General features: G+C 70.0%; 17 protein-coding genes. 11 read left to right on the forward strand and 6 right to left on the reverse strand.

Annotated features, from left to right (window positions below):
• Positions 1 to 156 precede the first annotated feature (156 nt).
• Both HPY32_RS40815 and HPY32_RS40820 read left to right on the forward strand, forming a co-directional pair.
• Positions 157 to 1,059: a class I SAM-dependent methyltransferase gene (locus HPY32_RS40815; protein ID WP_067587151.1), complete on the forward strand. Its 903-nt coding sequence runs from the start codon at positions 157 to 159 to the stop codon at positions 1,057 to 1,059.
• 27 nt (positions 1,060 to 1,086) lie between these two features.
• Positions 1,087 to 1,644 (forward strand): hypothetical protein, encoded by a 558-nt coding sequence (locus tag HPY32_RS40820; protein ID WP_067587149.1) that lies wholly within the window; start codon positions 1,087 to 1,089, stop codon positions 1,642 to 1,644.
• An 11-nt stretch (positions 1,645 to 1,655) separates the two neighbouring features.
• Here the strand turns inward: HPY32_RS40820 and HPY32_RS40825 are convergent, their stop codons facing one another.
• Entirely contained in the window at positions 1,656 to 1,961 is a 306-nt protein-coding gene (locus HPY32_RS40825) for a nitroreductase/quinone reductase family protein (protein WP_067595646.1), read from the reverse strand.
• 174 nt (positions 1,962 to 2,135) lie between these two features.
• On the opposite strand from HPY32_RS40825, the gene HPY32_RS40830 reads away from it, so the two are divergent.
• The 3 genes from HPY32_RS40830 (at position 2,136) to HPY32_RS40840 (ending at position 6,739) form a co-directional block, all read left to right on the forward strand.
• Entirely contained in the window at positions 2,136 to 4,214 is a 2,079-nt protein-coding gene (locus tag HPY32_RS40830) for an acyltransferase family protein (RefSeq protein ID WP_067595645.1), read from the forward strand.
• Positions 4,215 to 4,728: 514 nt separating this feature from the next.
• Positions 4,729 to 5,733 carry an SCO2522 family protein gene (locus HPY32_RS40835; RefSeq protein WP_082871295.1) on the forward strand — a complete coding sequence of 335 codons (1,005 nt, stop codon included), beginning with the start codon at positions 4,729 to 4,731 and terminating at the stop codon, positions 5,731 to 5,733.
• Between the two features lies 1 nt (position 5,734).
• Positions 5,735 to 6,739, forward strand: a complete 1,005-nt coding sequence (locus tag HPY32_RS40840; RefSeq protein ID WP_067587144.1) for an SCO2521 family protein — start codon at positions 5,735 to 5,737, stop codon at positions 6,737 to 6,739.
• Here the strand turns inward: HPY32_RS40840 and HPY32_RS40845 are convergent.
• From HPY32_RS40845 to HPY32_RS40855, 3 genes are all read right to left on the reverse strand, one after another.
• Positions 6,736 to 7,230, reverse strand: coding sequence for a GNAT family N-acetyltransferase (locus HPY32_RS40845; protein ID WP_067587142.1), 495 nt, complete (start codon positions 7,228 to 7,230; stop codon positions 6,736 to 6,738). The genes HPY32_RS40840 and HPY32_RS40845 overlap by 4 nt on opposite strands.
• Positions 7,231 to 7,469: 239 nt before the next feature.
• Positions 7,470 to 7,619, reverse strand: coding sequence for a hypothetical protein (locus tag HPY32_RS40850; RefSeq protein WP_156674405.1), 150 nt, complete (start codon positions 7,617 to 7,619; stop codon positions 7,470 to 7,472).
• A gap of 31 nt (positions 7,620 to 7,650) precedes the next feature.
• The gene (locus HPY32_RS40855) at positions 7,651 to 8,250 is read right to left on the reverse strand and encodes a TetR/AcrR family transcriptional regulator (protein WP_067587139.1); all 600 of its coding nucleotides are present in this window, start codon (positions 8,248 to 8,250) and stop codon (positions 7,651 to 7,653) included.
• A 126-nt stretch (positions 8,251 to 8,376) separates the two neighbouring features.
• Between HPY32_RS40855 and HPY32_RS40860 the strand changes: the two genes are divergently transcribed.
• Both HPY32_RS40860 and HPY32_RS40865 read left to right on the forward strand, forming a co-directional pair.
• Positions 8,377 to 9,813: an APC family permease gene (locus tag HPY32_RS40860; protein WP_067587136.1), complete on the forward strand. Its 1,437-nt coding sequence runs from the start codon at positions 8,377 to 8,379 to the stop codon at positions 9,811 to 9,813.
• Positions 9,810 to 11,492, forward strand: coding sequence for an amidohydrolase (locus tag HPY32_RS40865; RefSeq protein ID WP_231951609.1), 1,683 nt, complete (start codon positions 9,810 to 9,812; stop codon positions 11,490 to 11,492). Before HPY32_RS40860 ends, HPY32_RS40865 begins: the two co-directional genes overlap by 4 nt.
• Positions 11,493 to 11,509: 17 nt before the next feature.
• On the opposite strand, the gene HPY32_RS40870 is transcribed toward HPY32_RS40865, so the two are convergent.
• Together HPY32_RS40870 and HPY32_RS40875 are read right to left on the reverse strand one after the other, a co-directional pair.
• Entirely contained in the window at positions 11,510 to 12,586 is a 1,077-nt protein-coding gene (locus HPY32_RS40870) for a sensor histidine kinase (RefSeq protein ID WP_216676908.1), read from the reverse strand.
• A gap of 10 nt (positions 12,587 to 12,596) precedes the next feature.
• A complete protein-coding gene (locus HPY32_RS40875; RefSeq protein ID WP_067587131.1) occupies positions 12,597 to 13,292 on the reverse strand; it encodes a response regulator transcription factor in 696 nt (231 codons plus the stop codon).
• A gap of 96 nt (positions 13,293 to 13,388) precedes the next feature.
• On the opposite strand from HPY32_RS40875, the gene HPY32_RS40880 reads away from it, so the two are divergent.
• From HPY32_RS40880 to HPY32_RS40895, 4 genes are all read left to right on the forward strand, one after another.
• A protein-coding gene (locus tag HPY32_RS40880; protein ID WP_373686626.1) for an IS5 family transposase occupies positions 13,389 to 14,194 on the forward strand; the annotation gives its coding sequence in 2 pieces (ribosomal slippage) (positions 13,389 to 13,719 and positions 13,719 to 14,194; 807 coding nt in all).
• A gap of 139 nt (positions 14,195 to 14,333) precedes the next feature.
• Positions 14,334 to 14,753 carry a D-alanyl-D-alanine carboxypeptidase family protein gene (locus HPY32_RS40885; RefSeq protein WP_231951608.1) on the forward strand — a complete coding sequence of 140 codons (420 nt, stop codon included), beginning with the start codon at positions 14,334 to 14,336 and terminating at the stop codon, positions 14,751 to 14,753.
• Positions 14,750 to 16,054 carry a hypothetical protein gene (locus HPY32_RS40890; protein WP_067587125.1) on the forward strand — a complete coding sequence of 435 codons (1,305 nt, stop codon included), beginning with the start codon at positions 14,750 to 14,752 and terminating at the stop codon, positions 16,052 to 16,054. Before HPY32_RS40885 ends, HPY32_RS40890 begins: the two co-directional genes overlap by 4 nt.
• Before the next feature lie 60 nt (positions 16,055 to 16,114).
• The gene (locus HPY32_RS40895; RefSeq protein ID WP_156674404.1) at positions 16,115 to 17,035 is read left to right on the forward strand and encodes an aminoglycoside phosphotransferase/kinase family protein; all 921 of its coding nucleotides are present in this window, start codon (positions 16,115 to 16,117) and stop codon (positions 17,033 to 17,035) included.
• Positions 17,036 to 17,041 lie beyond the last annotated feature (6 nt).

The raw sequence follows: 17,041 nt of genomic DNA on the forward strand, positions 1-17,041 counted from the left end.
GTCGACATCGGTCCGGCGGCCCGCCGTCCCGGCAGCGCGACGCCACCCCTCCAACGACCGGCAACCGACCGGCGTTCCGGCGGCGCGCCGAATGCGGCCCAGATCACCCCGGGCATCCGGGGCCCGCTCGCGGCGGGCGGGCATAGATTGGCGCCTATGAACGGACAACCCAGCCGGACCGCGTTGGCCACCGCGTACGCGCGGGCGTATCACCAGGTCGCCGCGGAGCCGCGGGTGTTCACCGACGAACTCGCGGTGCCGATCGCGGGCATTCCGGCCGCCGAGCTCGGCGAGACGAACGACAGCGGGGACGAGTGGCCGCGGCTGCGGCGGTTGTTCCTGGCGGGCCGCGCCCGATTCGCCGAGGACACCATTGCCGAGGCGGTGGCCGACGGCGCCCGGCAGGCCGTGATCCTGGGGGCGGGGCTGGACACGTTCGGCTGCCGCAACCCGCACCCGGGGCTGCGGGTGTTCGAGGTCGACCACCCCGACACCCAGGCGTGGAAGCGACAGCGGCTGGCCGAGGCCGACATTGCGATCCCGACCTCGCTGACCTTCGCCCCGGTCGACTTCGAGACCGGAACCCTGGCGGCGGGCCTGGCCGCCGCGGGCTTCGACCGCACGGCCCCGACGGTATTCGCCTGGATGGGTGTCGTGTTCTATCTGACGCCCGAAACCATCACCGGCACACTGCGTTTCATAGCCGAACAGGCGGCCCCGGTGCGGGTGGTGCTCGACTACCTGTATCCGCCCGCCACCGAGAACGGTGCCGCGCAGGCGGCCATGACCGCGCGGGCCGACCGGGTGGCCGCGCTGGGCGAGCCGTGGCGGTCGTACTTCACCGCCGAGGAGTTCGCGCGAGTGCTGGGCGACCTGGGTTACCGCGATATCGAAGACCGTTCCGCGCCCGAGGTATTGGCCGACTACATGGAGCAACCGCCGACCTACCCGGATTCGCTGCCCCGACCACCACACATCGTTCGTGCCACGCATCGACCACCGTCCGCCGCGCAGCGTCCACGGCCAGGTAGTGCGGACCGACCGGACACGAGCCGATGAGAACACGCCGAACCGAATGTCACCGACATGTGGACCGTCCCCACCATCGCCCCCGATCGGCTGACCCTGATCATCGCCTACAGCTTCGGCAATCGGATCCCGGCCGGTGCCGATCCCGAGCGCACCGAGGGTGAGCCCGGCCCGGTGAACGAGGCGCTGGCCGCCGCCGTGGTCGCCGCGCGGGGCGATCGGGCGATCCCGGTCTACGCCCAGACCCCGATCGCCGACGTGCTGCGCGCGCGGTACGGCCTGACCGATGTGGTCCCCGTCGCGGCCGACCGCCGCCCGGACGGCACCCTCGCCTACCTGTCCACCGACGGGGCGGCCGCCAAGGTCGCCGCGCTGCGCGGACCGCTCGTGGCGGGCGACACCGCGGGGGTGATCGCGTTCGCCGACCATCGGTGGCGCGCCACCCGCACCACGGCCGCGCACGGCTTCCGGGCGTACGCGCCCGCCGGGATCGCGATGCCCGATCGCTACGACCCGGAATCGGGCCAGCCGTGGACCCGCAGCCGGATCGCCTATCTGCCCACCGATTACGCCGCGCGAATCCCCTTGCTGATCAACGGGATTCCGCGGCCATAGCGGGCGCCGGATCAGCCCTCGGGGTCCAAGCGCACGGTGACGGTGACGCGGCCGCGCTCGTCGCGACGGGCGACGGCGTGCCCGGGGCGGTCGACGCCGTCCAGGTGCACCGCGATCGGGCCGCCCGCGGCGAGGAAGTTGCGCCACCAGGTCTTGCGGTCGGGCATCAGCACGATGATCGAGACCTCGTCACCGTCGCGGCGATAGCCGACCGGGGTGCGGAAGGTACGCCCGGAGCGGCGGCCCACGTAGGTGATCTCGGTTATGCCGCGTCGCAGCAGCGGACCCAGCAGCGGCAGGCGGGTCGCGGCGACCATCGCGGCATTCACGCCGCGCACGACGGGTCGTACCAGGGCAGGGAGCGTCACCGCTCCAACGTAGCGCGGCCGCGCCGCAATTGGACCCTTCTTCGGATCCCGTGATAAGAGAGATGGCGTGTCCCTTTCACTCGCCGTTCACCCGCCGGTCCGCGACCGGTGCACGCCGACGCGGTGACGGGCGCCGCGACGATCGCAACGGCGACCGCCACCACCCCGTCCGGGGCGAGCGGTCATCGTCGCGACCTGGACGGGCTGCGCGGCATCGCCATCGCGCTGGTCGCGATCTTCCACGTCTGGGTCGGGCGGGTGTCCGGCGGGGTCGATGTGTTCCTGGTGCTGTCCGGATACTTCTTCACCGGCTCGCTGCTGCGCCGCGTCGGCTCGACCGGGTCGGCGGGCGTGCTGGTTACCCTGCGGCGCACCGCCCGGCGACTGCTTCCGGCGCTGGTCGTGGTGCTGGCGGCGGTGCTGGCCGCGACCGTGGCGCTGCGCCCGTTCACGCAGTGGTCGGATATCGCGCGGCAGACCATCGCTTCGCTGCTGTACTACCAGAATTGGCAGCTGGCGCTGTCATGGTCGGACTATCTGGCCGCCGATCCGTCGGTGAGCCCGCTGCAGCATCTGTGGTCGATGGCGGTGCAGGGACAGTACTATCTCGCCGCGCTGCTGGCGATCGCGGCGGTGGCGTGGGTGTGCCGGGCGCTGGGACGGCCGGAGTCGGCGCGCCCGGTGGCGGCCGGGGTGATCGCGGTGGCGGCGGTCGCGTCGTTCCTCTATGCCGCGCACGGTGTTTCGACCCATCAGGGCTGGAACTACTACGACAGTGCCGCGCGCGCATGGGAATTGCTGGCGGGCGCTGGGCTGGCGCTGGCGGTGCCGTATCTGGCGCCGGGGCGGCTGGTTCGGCTCGTGCTCGGCACCGCCGGGCTGGCGGCGGTCGTGCTGTGCGGCTGGCTGGTCGACGGCGTGCACCGGTTCCCGGGCCCGGCCGCGCTGCTGCCGGTGGGTGCGGCCGCGGCGCTGATCGTGGCGGGCGCGGGCCTCGCCCCGGACCGGCTGCCGCTGCCCAATCGGCTGCTCGCCGCCGCGCCACCGGTCCTGCTCGGCGAGCTCGCCTACGCGCTGTACCTGTGGCACTGGCCGATTCTCATCGTGGTGCTCACCGAAACCGGTGCGGCGAGCGCGGATTTCGAGACCGGGCTGCTCGTCCTCGGGTTGTCGTTGGTGCTGGCCTACCTGACCCACCGCTTCGTCGAGGAGCCGTTGCGCGCCAAGCCGATTCGGGTGAACGTGCCGCGACGGTCCCGGTACGCGGTGGGTGCGCTGGTCTCGCTGACCGGGATCGCGGTGGCCGGGTCGGCGTTCGGCTGGCAGCTGGTCGCGAAGGCGAATCCCGCACGGCCGGTGGCCTATCTGGACGCCGACCGCTATCCGGGCGCGGAGGCGCTGGCGAGCGGGCTGCCGGTGCCGAGCGCGCCGATGCGGCCCACGGTGTCGGAGGCGCCCGCCGAGCTGCCGTTCCCGACCCGCGACGGCTGCATCGCCGACTGGGACACCCGCGACGTAATCACCTGCACCTACGGCGATCTCGGCGCCGAGCGCACCCTAGCGGTGGTCGGCAACTCGCACGCCGAGCACTGGATGCCCGCCCTGCAGATCCTCGCCGAACAGCACCGATTCCGAATCCTGGTGCACCTCAAGATGGGTTGCCCGCTCACCCTCGCCGACGACCCGATGTACAAGGGCGAGCCCAATCCGGACTGCCGCGACTGGTCCCGCGACGTGGTGGATCTGCTGGGCGCCGAGCGCCCCGACTGGGTGTTCACCACCGGCACCCGGCCGGTCGACGACGGCGGCGACGAGACGCCCGCCGAATACCTCGACGTGTGGTCGGCGCTGCACGACCGCGGCCTGAACGTGGTCGCCATCCGCGACACTCCATGGTTGCGGCGCAATGGAATTCGCTACCGCGCCATCGACTGCCTGGCGCATCGCGGCACCCCGGTCAGCTGCGGAATGCGACGCGAGGACGCCCTGAGCCCCGTCGATCCCGCCCTCGCGGCCGCCGCCGCATTCCCCAATGTCTTCCCCATCGACCTGACCGACGCCGTCTGCGAACCCGACGTCTGCCCCGTGGTCGAGGGCAATGTCTTGATCTACCACGACGAACACCACCTCACCAGCACCTACTCCCGCTCCCTCGCCCCCGAACTGGGCCGGAAACTCCAGCCTGTACTGGGCTGGTGGTGATCCCGGCCAAAAGCACGCCGGGATCATGGGGGCGAAGCACGCCCGCATGACGGGGGCGAAGCACGCCGGGATGACGGGGGCGAAACGCCGCATAACGGGGCGAAGCACGCCCGGATGACGGGGGCGAAACGCCGCATGACAGGGCAAAGCGCCCCGGAGGACGAGGCAAAGCGCGCCCGGGATGACGGGGCAAAGCGCCGGATGACGGGGATCAGCACGCCCGCATGACGACGGCAAAGCGCCGGATGGCGAGGGCGAAGCGTGCTCGGATGATGAGATCGAAACGCACCCGGGTGATGTGAGGGCATACGGGCGGCAACGATTTCCGCACACGCGTGGCTATGCAGCCGACTTGCCCGCGGGGGTGAAATGGGTACGGTCGCAGGGGAAATCCCGGTTGGGGAGGTTGTCCGTCTGGCCGATCGGACGAACCGGAGGCACACTCTAAGTGTCGGCGTGCGGCGGTCGGATGGAACGGGTGGTCGATGCCGCCACCTGGGAAAGGCTGTAGATCGTGCGGGGATACAGCGAGGCCACCGAGCAGCCACGCATCGCGGCGGTGCCGTTGTCGCATCTGTCCATCGAGGTCGGGCACTTCTACCTCAACGACATCGTCGGGGCCGCGGATCGGCTGCGCGACGAATTCCGCCGGATGGTGCCGCTGGTGGCGGCGTTCCGGGACAGTGCGCGAATACAATTCGGCGCCGACGCCCGGATCAGCACCTGCTATCTGATCGACGACTACTTCCAGCCCGACACCGACGCGGCGAAGATTCTCGGTAACCTGCTCGGCGCCGCGAGCGACGCCGGGCTCGTGATCGATTATCTCGCACGGGAATCCGGTTGCTGGCAGACCGAGCGCTTCGTCGACGGCGTGCCGCTGGGCGAGTCGCTGGCGGTGGCGGAGATGGTGGCCGCCCGCATCGTCGCCGAGCCCGCGCCGCCCGACAGCGGCCGCCGCCCGCCCACCGCGGAATCCGGGTGGCTGTGCAACGGCCGCCGCTCCTCCGAACACGAACCGCCGCAGGCGATGCGGGGCCGGACGTATCGGCCGCCGGAGGAGTTCGGGCGGCGCGAGCACTCGATCTTCCTGGACGTGCAGCTGTGGAGCCAGCAGGTCGGGGCCGGGGGCGTCGCCACCACCCGCTGGTCGTGCCCGTTTTTGGCCGCGGTGTGGCACCTGCTGCGGCTGGGCATGCTGCGGTATCACGGCGCCGCGGTGGCCGAGCCGTATCCGTGGCCGCTCGCGGACCCCTGGCCGCACAACTGGTTCGAGGTGCCGCCGCTGCTCCAGCTCAATCCGCAGGCCGCGCCCTTCGCAGCGTACAAGGCGCTGTCGATGCTCCCCAAGCGCTACCTCGGCATCGAGCACGCCGTGCTGCTCATCCTCGATCACCTCGATCTCGACGACGATGTCGCAGAGCTGATCACCGCATCCGGTGCGGCAGAACACATTCCGGTCACGGTACCGGCACGGGTCAGCGAACGCCTATCGCACCTGCTGCTCGACGGAGCCTGAGATGGCCGCCGCAACGCCCCTGGTCGTGCTCGGCGAGGTGCGCACCGGTCTGCTGCCGTCGGCCACCGCGCTGGCCCGGCCCCAGGCGGGGGAACTGCTGGCCCTGATGCCCGGCCGCCCCGTGCGATGGCGGGAACGCCCCGGCTCCCTGGCGATTTCGCCGACGCTGGCGGTCGGGGTGGACTGCGAGGTGCGCCTGGGCGGCAATGCGATGCCCGAGGGCGCGACCGCGCGCGTGGTGGGCACGGTGGCCACCAGCGTGGCGCTGACCGGCGGCCGGGTGGTGCAGTCCTCGGCCCGCACCCGGGTGGTGCGCGCGAGCGAACGGCGGCGGCAGCCGTGGTCGCACTACATCAGCCGGGTCGGCGTCACCGAGGCGATCAGCCGCATTCCCGAACGGGCCACGGCCAGTGCGGCTTTGGCCGACGGCTACCTGACGGGCGCGGCCGGGCCGGACATCCTGGATCTGGCCTCGATCAGCGAGCGGCTGCTGGCCCGGGTGCGCGCCGACGCCCGGCTGGACCAGAGTCCGCCGGTGCGGGCGGGCATCACCCGGCTGCGCTGGACCGCGGTGGTCGGCGGCGGCGCGGGGCCCGCGCTGTCGCTGCACATGGACGACGACCTCACCCGCTCGGCCCGGCTGATCGTCCGCGACGGCGCCGATCTCGATGCGGCGCAACGCTTCTGCGAGGATCTCGCGGCGCACGACTGGCTGCTGACGGTGACCGCGGGCGCGCTGGACGAGGCGAACCGCCACCGGCCGCACAGCCGCGAGCGCCTGGACATCCTGGCGCCACTGCTGGAACACCTGGCGGGACTGTGGATGCCGGGCGCGCACACCCCGGCGGCGTTGCGGGCGTTGTGGACCGGGCTGCAGTCCGATCCCGGATTCTCCCGGCAGTGGAACACCCTCGTCGGCCGGTTGCGGGACAGCATCGCGGTGGCGACGCTGGAGACGTTGCGGCAGAAGGTGTTCGGCGACGAGTGGCAGCGGCCGGAGCCCTAGTCGCGCGGCTCGGGACCGAATCCGGTGCGCCGGGGCCGCAGCCGGTATTCGAAGACGTAGCGCGGATCGGCCGGGCCGAAGTAGTGGTCGTCGCGGCCGATGACGACGAATCCGGCCTGCTTGAACAGATTGCAGGCCGGATGATTGTCGGGACGCACGGTCAGGTAGATCGCCTCGGCGCGCAATAATCGGCAGCGATCCAGGGTGCGCTCGAGCAGTACCCCGCCGTAGCCGCGGCACTGGAACGACCGGGCGACCGCGAAGGTGAACAGCAGCACCCGCCCCGCCTTCTCCAGGATCAACGCGTAGCCGATCGGCATGCCGTCGAGTTCGGCCACCAGCCAATCGGATCCGTACAGGTCGTAGAGTTGGCGCAACATGAGGTAGACATACGGTTCCTCGAAGACCTCCGCCTCGATGGCCGCGATCGCGGGCAGGTCCTCCAAGCGGGCCTGCCGGTACACCGGCTGCGGAACCTCAGCGATCTCCATAGTCTCCCTAGCGCCTGGGCATACGCCGTCCGATTTCCAGCCTAGAACGTCCCCATACCGCTCGTACTGTTGTGGCGAGCATCGAATCGGCGCATACCGCAACCGTTCGGTGACCATTGCGCATCTGCCTGATCAAGACGCCTCCTTCCCTGGCCGGGTCTCGATCTGCCGTCGAAAAGGACGCTAGCGCAATCCACCGACACCTTTCGGCAAATACGAGCCGACCGCATCGCGCGGAATCAGTGCCGCCCGATCCGCTCGGCCCGGCACACCCGCACGGTGATCTCGCCGGGATCGAGCCGCCGGGTAACCAGCAGACCCGCGGGCAGTTCCGCGCGCCCGCGCCCGCCGACCAGCTTGTCCCGAAGGACGGTGAAAACCTTGACCATCGCTAGTGAATTCGCGGCGTCGATCCTCGCGTTACATCCGGCGCTCGATCCCGGCCAGCAGGGCGGTCAGGCCCAGGTCGAATGCTCGGTCGGCGCGGGCGCGACCGTGCGGCGCCGCCTCGATCGCCGCCGTGAGTTCCGGGAGATCGGCGGGGTCGGCGGGCCAGGGTTCGCCCGCTCCGGCGAGGTCGAGGGCGGAGCCGAGGGCGTAGCTGTCCAGGACGCTGATCCAGGGCACGATGTCGGCGGCGGGGACGCCCGCCACGCGCAGCAGGGCGGCGACGCGGTCGTAGCCGCGCAGGGCCGAATCGACGGTCATGGTCTGCCCGACGAGCAGCGCGATCACGGTGGGGTGCCGGGCGAATGCCTCGCGATAGGACCGCATCCAGCGGGAGATCTCGCCCGCCCAGTCGTCGCCGGGGTCGGGTGGGTCGACGGTGGCGACGATCCGATGCCGCAGCGCCTCGATGATCGCCGCGCGGCCGGGCAGATGGTGGTAGATCGACGAGGCGCTCGCGCCGAGGCGGGCGGCCAGGTCCGCCATCGTCAGCCGCCCGGACTCCTCGACGCACGCCAGGGCGGCATCGAGGATCATCTCGGTGTCGAGCAACCGTTTTCGTCGTTGCACCATGCGTCCTCCACTGTATGCGCGACAAGTTCCGTCGTTGTGACACGAAATCAACAATCGGGCGGTAGGGTCGGCGGAATCCTTAACCGAATATTATTCGGTTAAGGGTCTCGACCCGAAGGAACGGCCATGATCGATCAGCTCAAACTCGGCGTACTCGGCACCGGCAGCCTGGTTTTCATGGTGGTCGCCGCCGCGGCGCCGCTGACCGTGATGGCGGGCGTCGCGCCGCTGGCCATCACGGTGGGCGGCGTGGGCGCTCCCGTCGGCTATCTGGCCGCGGGGCTGGTGCTGACGGTTTTCGCGATCGCCTTCACCCGGATGACCGGGCACGTCGACGGCACGGGCGGTTTCTACGCCTATATCGCGACCGGGCTCGGCAAGGGGTGGGGACTCGCCGCCGCCCTGCTGGCGCTCGTGTCCTACAACCTGCTGCAGATCGGCGTCTACGGATTGTTCGCCGCGCAGGCGAGGCAGACGGTGCGCGAGCTGTTCGGGTTCGCGGTGCCGTGGCCGGTTCTCGCGCTCGCCGGTGTCGCGGGGGTGCTGCTGGTGGCCCGGCTCGGCATCGATGTCGGGGCGAAGGTGCTCGGCGTGCTGCTCGTCGCGGAGTCGGGAATCCTGCTGCTGCTGGCGATTCGGGTGGTGGCCGCGGGCGGGGCGGCCGGGCTCGATGCCGCGTCGTTCGCGCCCGCCGCGCTGACGCGGCCCGGGATGGGTGCGGTGCTCGGCATCTGTTTCGCCGCCTTCATGGGTTTCGAGTCCACGGTGCTGTACCGGCGGGAGGCCCGGAATCCGGAACGGACGATCCCGCGGGCGACCTACGCGGCGGTGGGGTTCATGGCGGTGTTCTACTGCGTTGTCGCCTGGGCGGTCATCCAGGCCGTCGGCAGCGCGCACGCGGTCGCGGTGGCCCGCGAGGACATCACCGGGCTGTTCTTCGATTCGGCCCGAACGTATGTCGGCTCCTGGGCGGCCGTCACCATGCGGCTGCTCGTGATCAGCAGCGTCTTCGCCGCACAGCTGGCCTTCCACAACGCGATCACCCGCTACACCCACGCGCTCGCCGCGGACGGGGTGCTGCCCGCCTGGGTCGGGAAGACTCATCCCCGGTACGGCTCCCCGTACCGGGCGAGCACGGTGCAGACGCTGCTGGCGGTGGTCCTGATCGCGGCGTTCGCGGTCGCGGGCGCGGACCCGTACACGCGGCTCATGCTGTGGCTGAACACCCCCGGGGTCGTGGGTCTGCTCGTGCTGCAGGCACTTACGGCGATCGCCGCGGTCGTGTATTTCACGCGGCGCAATCCGGCTGCGGGTTCTCGCGGCACGGTGTGCAGCGGCGTGCTGGCCACCGTTCTCCTGGTCGCCGCGGTGTTCCTCGTCGTCGACCATATCGATCTGCTGACCGGCGGCTCGGGAGCGATCAACGCGCTGTCGGCCGCCGTGGTCCCGGCGACGCTGCTGCTCGGCGGGGTCCTCGCGGCCTGGATGCGCGGGCGTCGCCCGGCGATCTACCACCGCATCGGCGCCAACGATCTCACCACCTGTGAAGGAGTCCGCGAATGAATCCCGACCTCGTCCTGTGCGCGGATACCGTGCACACCCTGACCGACGACGACCGTCCGATCGAGGCGATCGCGATGCGCGACGGCGTGGTCGTCGCCACCGGCGCCCGCCGCGATGTCCGCGAATGGCGCGGCGCCGCAACCGAGATCGTCGATCTGGGTGCCGCCGTGCTCACCCCCGGCCTGATCGACGGGCACCTCCATCCGGTGCTGGGGCTGCAACTCACGGGGGTCGACCTCGGCGCCGCCCGCTCGCTGGCGGAGGTGCGGGCGCTGCTCGCGGCGGCCGCCGCCGAGTGCGCCCCCGGCGACTGGGTGCAGGGGTGGGGGCTGGATCCGAATGTGTTCGGCGAGCGGCGAATCGACGGCGCGGCCATCGAGGCGGCCGTCGGCGGCAGGCCCGCGTTCGTCCGGCTCTTCGACGCCCACTCCGCCCTGGCGACACCGGCCGCGCTGCGGCGGGCGGGCGTCGACGGCCCGCGGACATTCGCCGAGAACGCCAGCGTGGTGTGCGATGCGGACGGGCGGCCCACCGGCCTGCTGCTGGAGTCCGCGGCGATGGATCTGGTGGCCGAGCACATCACGGCCGAATCGGTCGCGGTGCGCGGGGCGCGGTTACAGGCCCTGCTCACCGAGATGGCGGCCACCGGGCTCACCGGCGGCCACGTCATGGATTTCAACGGAGACAGTCGCGCCGTCGTCGCGGCCGCGGAGGACCTCGCGGATCTCCCGCTGCGCCTGCGGTTCGCGCCGTGGTGTGTGCCCGGCATCGACGCCGACGGCCTGGCGGAGCTCATTGCCGTGCAGGGGCGTGGCGGGCGGCGGTGGCGGATCGGCGGCGTCAAGTTCATGATCGACGGGACGATCGACAATGGAACGGCCTGGCTGGAGCGGCCCGACACGTTCGGGCAGTCGACCTCCAGCTTCTGGCCCGACCCCGCCGAATACACCAGGGCGGTAAGGACATTCGCCGATGCCGGGGTGCCGACGGCGACCCACGCCATCGGCGACGCCGCGGTCCGCCACGTCCTGGACTCCCTCGACGGCATCGGCCACCGCGCGGCCGCGCCGCACCGCATCGAACACATCGAGACCCTGCCGTCCGCGTTGATCGGCCGCTTCCGCCGCCAGCGGGTGGTGGCGAGCATGCAACCGGCGCACTGTCGTTTCACCCGCGCCGACCACACCGACAACTGGTCGGTGCGGCTCGGCGACGGCCGGGCCGACCGAGCCTGGCGCTGCCGCGACCTCCGCGACGCCGGTGTCTCGGTGGTGCTCGGCTCCGACTGGCCGATAGCCCCGTTCGACGCCCGGCACGGGCTGGCCACCGCGCAGCTGCGCCGCCCCGCCGGGGCTCCCGAAATACCTGCGGTGCAACCGGATCAGGCCCTCACCGCGCGCATGGCCCTGGACGGTTACACCCGCCTCGCCGCGGCCGCCGCCGGGAAACCGGCATCATCGCGGTCGGGACCCGCGCGGACCTCACCGCCTTCGCCGTCGACCCGCTCCGCGCCGACCCGGACGAACTCGCCGCGGCCCCGATCGTCGCGACGGTCGTCGACGGCAGGATCACCCACCGCGACCCCGCCGCCGACGAATGACCGTCCCCGTGATCACCGGTGGACGAGAAGGCCGAGTTCGCGGGCGATTTCGGGCAGGGTCAGGTTGGTGGGCAGATAACGCAACCCCGCCGATCGTCAGCCGCCGCTATGCGGTAGTCGCACCGTGACACGAAGCCCCCCGGCGGTCCGGGGGGTGAGGGTGAGGGTGCCGTCATGCGCTTGCACGATGCTTTTGACGATGGCCAGGCCGAGGCCGACACCCGCATGGTCGGTGCGGATGCGTTTGGTGCCGCGCTGGAACGGTTCGGTGAGTGTCGACACGAGCTGGGGAGTGAGTGTGTCGCCGGTGTTCTCGACGGTGAGCACGACGGACTCGGGGGCGACGGCGGTGTGAACGTGCACGGTGCCTTGTTCGGGGAGGTTGTGGACGATGGCGTTGTGCAGGAGGTTCGTGGTCATCTGGAGCAAAAGGGCGGGTGAGCCGATGGTGGGAGTGATATCCCCGTTGGTCTCGATGGTGACACCATGCGTTTCCGCAAGGGGCAGCAGCGTTTCGGCGGCCTCCTCGGCCACCAGGGACAGGTCGACGTGTTCCCGGGTGAACGACCGCCGGTCGGCGCGGCTGAGCAGGAGCAGTGCCTCGGTGAGGTCGATCGCCCGGGCATTGACGATGCGGAGACGTTCGTCGAGCTCGCCGCCGTCGCGGTTCGGATCCTCGCGGGCCACGTCGAGCAGGGCCTGGGTGATCGCCAGCGGGGTGCGCAGTTCGTGCGAGGCGTTGGCCGCGAACCGCTGCTGTTCGGCGACATGTGCTTCCAGCCGTGCGAACATGGCGTCGAAGCTGTCGGCGAGTTCGCGGAACTCGTCCCTGCGGCCCGGCAGCCGGATTCGGTGCGAGAGCGACCCGTTCGCGGCCATCCGGGTGGCCTCGGTAATGCGATTCAGCGGGGCGAGCATGCGCCCGGCGAGAATCCACCCTCCCACGAGACCGAACACCAGCAGGAACGCCAGCACAACGGCTGCCGCCGTGCCGAATACGGACGGACCGAAGTTGTGTGGGTCGAGGACGCACGGAAGATTGGCGAGGGTGGGGACGAAACTATCGGGCGGAAGATGCCGCAGCAGGAACACCCACACGACCGCCAGCAGCAAAACGCCTGCGAGCATGAGGAATCCGGCGTAGCTGAGGGTGAGCTTGAGCCGAACGCTCACCCCGGGTTCCCTATTCACGGTCCCGTCCCGCGCCCCCGGTGCCGGGTGTTGTGTCGATGCGGTAGCCGACACCGGCGACGGTGGCGATGATCCAGGGTTCGCCGAGCCGTTTGCGCAGTGCCGAGACCGTAATGCGCACGGCGTTGGTGAATGGGTCGGCATTCTCATCCCACGCCCGTTCCAACAATTCCTCGGCGCTGACGACACCGCCCTCGGCGGCGACGAGGACCTCCAGCACCGCGAACTGCTTGCGGGTCAACGCGACATAGCGGCCGTCGCGATAGACCTCACGACGAAACGGATCCACCCGCAGGCCCGCGATCTCCCGCACGGGCGGCCTGTTGTGGGCGCGCCTGCGGTCCAGGGCCCGCAGCCGGAGCACGAGTTCTCGGAGCGCGAACGGCTTGGTGAGGTAATCGTCGGCGCCGAGTTCGAACCCGGAAGCCTTGTCGTCGAGCCGATCGGCGGCGGTGAGCATCAGGATCGGCATACCGCTACCGGAGGCGACGATGCGTGCGGCGATCTCGTCGCCGGAGGGCCCGGGAATGTCACGATCGAGGACGGCGATGTCGTAGGCATTGAGGCTCAACAGTTCCAGGGCGGTGTCACCGTCACCGGCGATATCGGCCGCGATCGCCTCCAAACGCAGCCCGTCACGAATGGCTTCGGCCATGTAGGGCTCGTCCTCGACCACCAGCACACGCATGCCCTCGATGCTAAGACCGTGTCTCACATGGATGTAATCCGTTTTGCCTGCACCGAGATTGGTTGTGTTGCATGATGTTCGGTCGTGACGGATGTGTTGTCGCAGCGGTTGGTGCCGGACGAGTTGTGGGAGCTGGTCGAGCCGCTGCTGCCGGAGTTCGCCTCGCGCCCGCAGGGCGGCGGCATCGCCCCGACCGACCAGCGGGCGGTGTTCACGGCGGTGGTGTATGTGCTGACCAGCGGTTGTGCGTGGCGGATGCTCCCGCCGTCGTTCGGTGTGAGTGTGCCGACGGCGCATCGCCGGTTCACGGTGTGGACCCAGGCCGGCGTGTGGCGGCGACTGCACCGGGCGATACTCGACGAGCTGGGCAGCCGGGGCCTGATCGACTGGTCGCGGGCGGTAGTCGATGCGGCGAGCGTACGGGCGAAAAAAGGGGCGATCTGACCGGGCCGAACCCGACCGATCGCGGCAAGCCCGGCTCCAAGCAGCACATCCTGTCCGATCGGACGGGAATCCCGTTGTCCGTGGCGGTTTCGGCCGCCAACGTCCACGACTCCCAAGCGCTCAAACCGTTGGTGAAAGCGATCCCGGCAGTCCGGTCGCGACGTGGCCCGCGGCGACGCCGGCCGGGCAAGTTGCACGCCGACAAGGCATACGACCAGCCCGAACTGCGGCGGTGGGTGCGCCACCGGGGCATCGCAGTCCGCATCGCCCGCAAGGGAATCGAGTCCAACCAGCGACTCGGCCGCCACCGGTGGGTGATCGAACGCACCGTGTCGTGGCTGACCGGCTACCACCGGCTCAACATTCGCTACGACCGCAAGGGAATTCATTATCTGGGCTTCCTGACGCTAGCCGCCGCACTCACCTGCTTCAAGAAGCTGATGAAAGCGGCCATATGAGACACGGTCTAAGAGCCCGCACATATCGTCGGCGTACCGAAAATCACAGACGCGCTGACAACACCGCGATGCCTTGACTGGCGTCATGATTCACCCAACCCGCGTCCGTACCAGGCAGGATGGCGTCCTCCCCCGCCGCGTGACGGTGTTCGATGACAAATATCCCGGAATAGCCAACCTCGATCCCGCTCTGCTGCACGCCCTGCGCGCAGCGGCGACGGCCGCTGCCGCCGAGGGCGTCGAGTTCTACGTCACCAGCGGATGGCGTTCCCCGGCCTACCAGAATCGGCTTCGCCGTGCGGCGGTCCGGAAGTACGGCTCGGAAGCGGAGGCCGCCCGCTGGGTCGCCACCGCGGACACCTCCGGGCACGTATCCGGCACCGCGATCGACCTCCGCCTCGCCGCCGGTGCGTGGCTGTCCCGGCACGGCGCCGCATACGGACTGTGCCAGATCTACCGCAACGAACCCTGGCACTACGAATTACGCCCCGAGGCGATCGAACACGGTTGCCCTGCCCTGTATCCCGACCCCGCCCAAGATCCGAGGATGCGGCGGTGACCTGGAAACCGCTCACCCGCATCGCATTTCGGTTCTGCTTCGTATACTTCGGCTTGTTCTGCCTACTGACTCCCCCGCTCGTCTTCACGCTGACCGGATGGTTCGGCCGCTGGCTGGGCTACGACGCTCAGTACTGGCACATCCGGAAAATGCAGCCTGCCCTGAATTGGGTCAGCGAGCGCCTGTTCGGCACTGCCGCACAGCTGTACCCGAACGGCGTCGGCGACCAGACCATCTTCTGGGTGCTGCTGTTCTGCATCCTGGTCGTGGCGGTGGCCGGGACGGCGGTGTGGTCGGTGCTGGATCGTCGCCGCACGCACTATCGCACGCTCGCGGGCTGGTATCTGCTCGGCATCCGGCTGATGCTGGCCGGGCAGATGGCGAGCTTCGGCGTCGCCAAGCTGATTCCGACGCAGATGCCGCAGCCATCGCTGACCAGGCTGCTGACCAGGTACGGCGACTTCACGCCGATGGCGGTGCTGTGGTCGCAGGTGGGTGTATCGAGACCATACGAAATGCTGCTCGGCGCAGCGGAAGTCACCGCGGCCATCCTGCTGTTCATCCCGCGGACCGCGCTACTCGGCGCACTGCTGACCCTGATCGACACGCTACAGATCGTCGTCCTGAACATGACCTTCGATGTGCCGGAAAAGATTTCGTCCACCCACCTTCTGCTGATGTCGCTGCTGCTGCTCGCGCCCGAGGCTCGGCGACTGACCCGAGCACTGCTACTCAACCGCACCACCGACCCATCCGCCGCACCATATCCGTTCCACGCCACAAGGTCTCGCCGCATCGCAGCCCTCGCCCAGATCGCACTCGGCATCTGGATCGCGGTGGCGCTGGTACAGGGCGGCTGGCACGCCTGGCGCGGCGGCGGCCCCGATCGCTCCAAACCCCCGCTGTACGGCATCTGGTCGGTATCGCGGTACACCCGCGACGGCCAACCGACCCCACCCCTGACCACCGACGAAACCCGTTGGAAAACAGTAATATTCGACAACCCGAACGCAGTAACCTACCAGCGCATGGACGACACCCTGACAACCGTCCCCACCGACGTCGACCCCGTCACCCACCGCATCCAGCTAGCAGCGCCGCCCCAATCAGCGGTAACCCCCGGCGACACCCGAAACCCATTGGGCACGTTAACCTTCCAACAGCCCACCCCCAACCGAGCCGTCCTGACCGGCGAACTGAACGGCCACCAGGTGACACTCACACTCGACCGCATCGACCCGAACGACTTCCCGCAGCGAAGCACACCATTCCACTGGGTGCAGAACCGCCCTAATCTGTAGAAATGCCGAGTTCGGTGAACGGTCTTCCCCGAATGCCAGCTTCCGTGGCACCGTTCGACCGTGTTGTTGGATGATCTGCCCGACTGGTTGCCGCGCTGGTGCATGGAGCGGCTGGGGGGCGAGCCGGTTGCTGTGCTGTTCGAGCGGTGCTCGGTGTCGGCCGTGTTCGGGGTGCGGTTGGACGACGGGCGTGAGGTCGTGGTGAAGGCGCGGGAGGACGATGGGCGGGCCGCATCGTGTCTCGCCGCGCAAACCCGGTTGGCGGAGCGTGGGTTTCCGTGCGCGCTACCGCTCACGCCCGCGGTCGGCGTCGGTGCGCTGGCCGTCCATGCGGAGGAGTATCGGCCCGGTGGTGAACTGTTGGGCGGTGACTCGCCGGAGGTCGCCGTGCGGTACGCGAGGGTGTTCGCCCGGCTGATGGACGAACTGGGCGGCGTGACCGTCGCGCCGCCGCTGCCGAATCCGCGGTGGGCGCGTTGGGATCACACCGATTCCGGGTTGTGGCCGTCGATCGGGTTCCTCGATGAACGAGATCAGTCCGGCGTGCCCGCGTACGTCGTCGACACGGCCGAGCGGGCCCGCGAGCGGATGCTGGCCGCCGACCTGCCCTGTGTGCTGGGCCATGCCGACTTCGAAGCGCAGAACCTCCGCTGGCGCAGCGGGGCTGTCTGGGTCGTGCACGACTGGGACAGCCTGGCATGGCAGCCGGAGGCGGCGCTGGTGGGTGCGGCCTGCGGCGCATTCGCCAGCGATTCGCCGCCGACCCTGGCCCCGATCGAGAGCTCCGCCGCATTCCTGACGGCCTATCAGCAGGCGCGGGGACGCCGATTCACCGTGGCGGAGCGGGAGATCGCGTGGGCGGCCAGCCTGTGGCCCGCGGCGCACAATGCCCGCTGGGAGGCCCTGCACGGCGATCCCCCGGTGTGCTCCGCTGCCCTGCGTGCGCAGGCGGCCGAACGCCTCCGTCGAGCCAACGCCTGACCCGGG

Origin of the sequence: Nocardia terpenica, assembly GCF_013186535.1 — a bacterium.
In the GTDB taxonomy this organism is placed as follows: Bacteria; Actinomycetota; Actinomycetes; order Mycobacteriales; family Mycobacteriaceae; genus Nocardia; species Nocardia terpenica.